Below are 4,999 nucleotides of genomic sequence, written 5' to 3'. Positions count from 1 at the left end.
TGTTGTTGCCTGTCCGTTACAGGAAGTCAACAGGGTCAAAATGGTTAGAAAAAATATAACTTTCGGTATGTTCATTGTCTAAATCTTCAAGGTTTGTAGTGTCGTCACAGAGTTGCCACTAACGTTTCAGGGGTTTGGGATGGCGGGGAGTTTTAGCACTAAACTTCATTCGGAGAACTGAACTTCCACCTTGCACAAATATGTCTGCGGAGCACGAAACCCCCGCTATCGCAAACCCCTTGTTCAAGCGACACCTACGGTGAACCTATAGCCAACGATTGAACACTCTGCTAAAGTAATCAGAATTGGCAACAAGCTTGCAATGATGAAAGAAAAATTAATCATGCAAACAACAATTTCAGCGAAAGAAGGTGCTCGCTACACCTTAGCCAAAACTATTCTTAACCCTGAAGCACAGGCATTATTAATGCAATTGCGATCGGTAATGAGTGCCAAGCATTACGCAACTCGAAGTATAGGAAACTATATGCGAGAGATGCGATTACTATTTTCGTATTACAACGAAATAGATCCAAGAAGGATTAAGACGCAAGACATCATTGACTACATACAATACATTAAGTCAGTATATAAAGTTGGTCGAGAAAAGTGCCATCAAGTGGCACAATCCTGCAGTTTCTTTTATAAGCACGTGATACCATCACCATTTATAGTGCCAAGTAGTTTCTATCCTCGCAAAGAGTGTAAGCTACCCACTTTGCTAAGTGAAGAAGAAGTAAAAAAGTTAATCAGTAGTGTAGATCATCCAAAGCATAAAATGATGATCAGCTTGTTTTACGGAACAGGGTTACGCATGAATGAACTACGCTTATTAGAGCCCCATCATATCGATAGTAAACTCTATCAAATCAAAGTAATGAATGGTAAAGGAGCAAGAGAGCGATACACGATATTACCAAAGGCATTACTAGAACCATTGCGTGAATACTATAAAAGATATCGACCGAAGAAATACTTATTTGAGGGCCAAAAGGTAGGATACCCCATGCACGAGAGAAGTATACAGCATTTTATACATGAGGCTATTAAGAGATTAGGCTGGGATGGTAGAGACATATCTGCACATACGTTGCGTCATTCATTTGCGACACATATGTTGGATCATGGTACAGATATACATTCGATCAAAACATTACTGGGTCATAGCAAACTAGAGACTACCATGGTGTACTTACATCTGAGCAAAACGAAACGGTTATTATTAGTATCGCCTTTCGATAGGATATCAACTGATGTGCAGCATAGGTGATATCCAACATTTATTCTCGCATCCAATAGTTTCTACATTTAATACCTACAGCCAGAAAGTATTCAGAGATATAGCCTCATGTCATACAGAAGCAAAAGGTAAACATGTGTACAAATGTGATAATGCATCTTGTGGCCATATTCATTATCAATACCATAGCTGCGGTAATCGGCACTGTATATTTTGTGGTAGTAATAAACGAGATGATTGGGTAGAGAAGCTGACGGCGGATCTATTGCCTACATCGTATTATCATGTGGTATTTACAGTTCCGCATGAATTGAATGGATTAATGATGGGGAATCGGAAAGTATTATTTACATTATTGTTTGATAGTGCCAAGGATACTCTATTGACATTCAGTAAGGATAAAAAATACCTTGGAGGTACTGTTGGAGTGACAGGAGTGCTTCACACCTGGGGCCAGGAATTAAATTTTCACCCGCATATACATTGTATTGTAAGCGGAGGGGGTATCGATGAAGCTGGAAAATGGATAGAACCTAAAAGAAAGGAAGAGACATTTTTGTTTCCGGTACAAGCTATGAAGATAGTATACCGAGCTATATTCCTGAAGCGATTACGAAAGATGATCAAGCTAACCAAGTTAAAAACAGATGGCATAGACATACCGGAGATACTCAAACAAGTATCCGTTAAAACATGGAATGTATATGCTAAAGCACCCTTTAAGGATGTAAATGCGGTGGTAGAATATCTTGGAAGGTATACTCACAAGGTAGCATTGTCACATCATCGAATAAAGGCAATCACCGATACGCATGTCAGTTTTAATTACAAAGATTATCAAGATAATCATAAGCAAAAAGTACTGACCATAACAAAAGAAGAATTTTTACGAAGGATGGAGCAACATGTACTGCCCAAGCGATATGTAAAAATCCGACATTATGGGTATTTGCAAAATCATGGTAAGAAGAAAAAAATTGAAGCGATAAAGGAACAGCTTCAAATTAAATCGAAACCTATCATCAAAATACCAATAGAACTAAAAATGCTAGAACGATACCAGATAGACATTTTAAAGTGCAGAAAATGTAATACTGGGAAATATCAGCTCATGGAAGTGTTTAAGACAGGTCGATGCACAGAAGCCATCGTCGAAGTAAGCGCCATTATAAAATCAATACCCAATAAGGCACCACCAAATCGATTACAACTATGAGCACCATGAACAATTCAAATTTCTCGTCACTTTATTTTCTGGCTATAAATGGTCACATATTGTATTGCTTCCATTGATATAAAATCAAGAGAATAAATCACATAATCCAGATTAAATTAAATAAACTGCCCTACTAATCACCCTACCTGGAACCAGGCGTCGCTGAACAAAAAGTAAGCGAAAATCTTTTAAGCTCAGAGCTCGATATTATTGATCAGAGCAGATTTTCGCCTACTTTTCTTAATGTTACCGGCTGGGCTTTTTTTCAAGTCTTCGAGACATAAGTCTAATTGAGATTTAGTAAATCTAATTATTTGCTTGGCAAGGTTAAAAACTTCAGTCGAGTAAAGTGTCGGTTGTCCGTAATGATTTTCAAAGTTTGCTTCTGCTATTAACATTGCTTTTTGAATCTCTAATGGCATACTTCTATTATCAAATCCACCCTTAATTTTTAAGTCAACATACTCTTTAAAACTTGTGGATTTAGAAACTTCTTCAACTTGAGGTTTTTCAGAATGAAAGTGATAATAAAGCCAAAGTTCAAAAGACGGATTACTTTGAACTACAAACCACCCTTGATAATCTTCATTTCTTTCTTCTGTATAAGCTTTTAAAGCATTTATTTTATCTCCTTCATTCCATCGGTCAGTATCAATTACAAACCAAATTTCATCTTTTAATTCTTTCGAAATGCTAAATTTTGGACTAACAGTTTCATTTCCGAAAAAAAGTATTTCTGAATTCTCCTTTAATTTTATTGGGTCAGATTTTCCATTATCATTTGGGATTGGAATAATGTCAATGTTTGATGCAAAACCTTGGAAAAATTTAAAGTAGTTAACTTCCTTGTCACCTTCACAAAACAGGTATATCTTCTTTGCATTTTTGAAAGGTTCAATTTTCTCGTATATTTTATTTCGACTTAAATATTTCATAGCTTACCAATTCAAGTCTTTTAAATTACCTAAAAATGGTATTCCACCAAATCTTCCCTTTAGATAACCATTTTCAATATCAATGGTGTTATGAATTTTAAAGTCACTTAATGAGTATATTTTACTTGAACCGTCAATATCTTTTTGAGCAAACCAAATTTCATCAGGTCTTAGAATATTTTGATCCAATAAATTAGATTCGTGTGTTGAAAAGATAAGTTGTCCTTTAACCTGTTCATCCAAAGTAAGTTTAGTTACAATTTCTTTTATTGTCATCGGATGAATGCTTCTTTCTATTTCGTCAATTATATAAACTTTGTCATTACTTATTATTTCTTGAAATGCAGGGATATAGTCTATTAACCTTTTAGTTCCATCTGATTCTTGACCTAAATTGAATTCGATGCTATTACCTAACGAATTTGTATGTTTAGTAATCAGTCGCTTTGCTATTATCTCATCGTTTTCATAAACAAGAGCAACCTCTTCACCTGTCTCGCTATGAGTAGCTACAGAAAGTTTATTAGGTTCGTTTTTTAAATCCTCAATTAGTTTTTTTCTCAGTTTAGCACCTTCTTTACCAAAAAAATCTTCGAGTTTCTTTTTTTCGATTTCAATTTCAGAAATACCTGTATTTAAACTTGGGATAAACTTATTTGCAAAGTCTAGTATAGATACATCTTTATCTAAAATGTGTGCTATGCCACCTGGCTTTGCATCTGGTTTTATAATTACTAATGTATCGTCAAACCAATTAAAAACTGTCTTAACAGATTTAAAGTCTTCAGGATATTTTTTACTTAAAAATGTTATTAAAAGTTCATTTGGTTGAACTAATTTTTCTGCGAGAACTTCTGCGAACAATTTTTCTTTTTCTGTCTTATAATAGTCCTTATAAAATTCAATGCGTTGAATATCATCATTGATATTTCTTTCAAAAATTAATTCATCAATGTCTTTATTGCTGTGAGCCAAATATTCATTTAGAATTTTACCGTTATCAAATGTAATTGTATAGAAATAAGCATTATTATTTGCAATAAACTCAGCACCAAGGGAAATTGGTGATTTTAAATTTTCTTCATCTAATTTGAATTTAAAATCATCAATCTCTGATGGGAGTTTCCCATCTTCTACTATAGTTTCTAATAGTGATATTGATTTAATTAAATTTGATTTTCCTGACCCATTAGCGCCATAAATCGCACTATATCTCAAAAATTCAAAATCACCTATAGTTACTTTGTGGTGTTTTAATCTTTGTGTTTTATTTGGAAACAGATTAAATTCTGTCTCATCTTTGAAAGAGTATATATTTTTAGCAACAAATCTGATTAACATTGTATTTTTGTTTTAACGTGAAAATTTCACGCAAATATAAGGTATATTTCTACATGCCGACATATTTATAGCTTTTTTTCGTAGATTTCGTGAAAAACTCACGCTGATTTAACTAAGGTATTCTGTTTTAGCCTTGCCGGTAACATTTATAAAAGTATCCGACAGCCCACAAAAAAAGGGCTATGCTCCACGTTACTCTTATAGGGCTGTCGGTATACTTTTATGTTGACCGACAAGCAGGTGGTAGTATCTAAGGTGTAAAGTATG

At 34.3% G+C, this 4,999-nt stretch carries 3 protein-coding genes and 1 pseudogene; 2 read left to right on the top strand and 2 right to left on the bottom strand.

Translation table 11 applies throughout. The features are described 5' to 3' along the window. Window positions 1-343 precede the first annotated feature (343 nt). Both KBF89_08750 and KBF89_08745 read left to right on the top strand, forming a co-directional pair. Window positions 344-1,270, top strand: coding sequence for a tyrosine-type recombinase/integrase (locus KBF89_08750; GenBank protein MBP9116409.1), 927 nt, complete (start codon window positions 344-346; stop codon window positions 1,268-1,270). After that, window positions 1,254-2,279 (top strand): annotated as a pseudogene (locus KBF89_08745) (IS91 family transposase). Before KBF89_08750 ends, KBF89_08745 begins: the two are co-directional and overlap by 17 nt. Before the next feature lie 371 nt (window positions 2,280-2,650). Here KBF89_08745 and KBF89_08740 read toward each other — a convergent pair. Both KBF89_08740 and KBF89_08735 read right to left on the bottom strand, forming a co-directional pair. Continuing rightward, complete coding sequence (locus KBF89_08740) at window positions 2,651-3,391, bottom strand: RloB domain-containing protein (protein MBP9116408.1); 741 nt, start codon at window positions 3,389-3,391, stop codon at window positions 2,651-2,653. Window positions 3,392-3,394: 3 nt separating this feature from the next. Continuing rightward, window positions 3,395-4,732, bottom strand: coding sequence for an AAA family ATPase (locus KBF89_08735; GenBank protein ID MBP9116407.1), 1,338 nt, complete (start codon window positions 4,730-4,732; stop codon window positions 3,395-3,397). Window positions 4,733-4,999 lie beyond the last annotated feature (267 nt).

This window comes from Acidimicrobiia bacterium, assembly GCA_018057765.1.
Taxonomy (GTDB): Bacteria; Actinomycetota; Acidimicrobiia; order IMCC26256; family JAGPDB01; genus JAGPDB01.
The sequence above is the reverse complement of the archived record's forward strand: the minus strand, read 5'-3'. Positions and strand labels throughout refer to the sequence as shown.

Coding starts and splice junctions, on each gene's coding strand:
- KBF89_08735 (MBP9116407.1), bottom strand. CDS start 4,732: ATGTTAATCAGATTTGTTGCTAAAAATATATACTCTTTCAAAGATGAG.
- KBF89_08740 (MBP9116408.1), bottom strand. CDS start 3,391: ATGAAATATTTAAGTCGAAATAAAATATACGAGAAAATTGAACCTTTC.
- KBF89_08750 (MBP9116409.1), top strand. CDS start 344: ATGCAAACAACAATTTCAGCGAAAGAAGGTGCTCGCTACACCTTAGCC.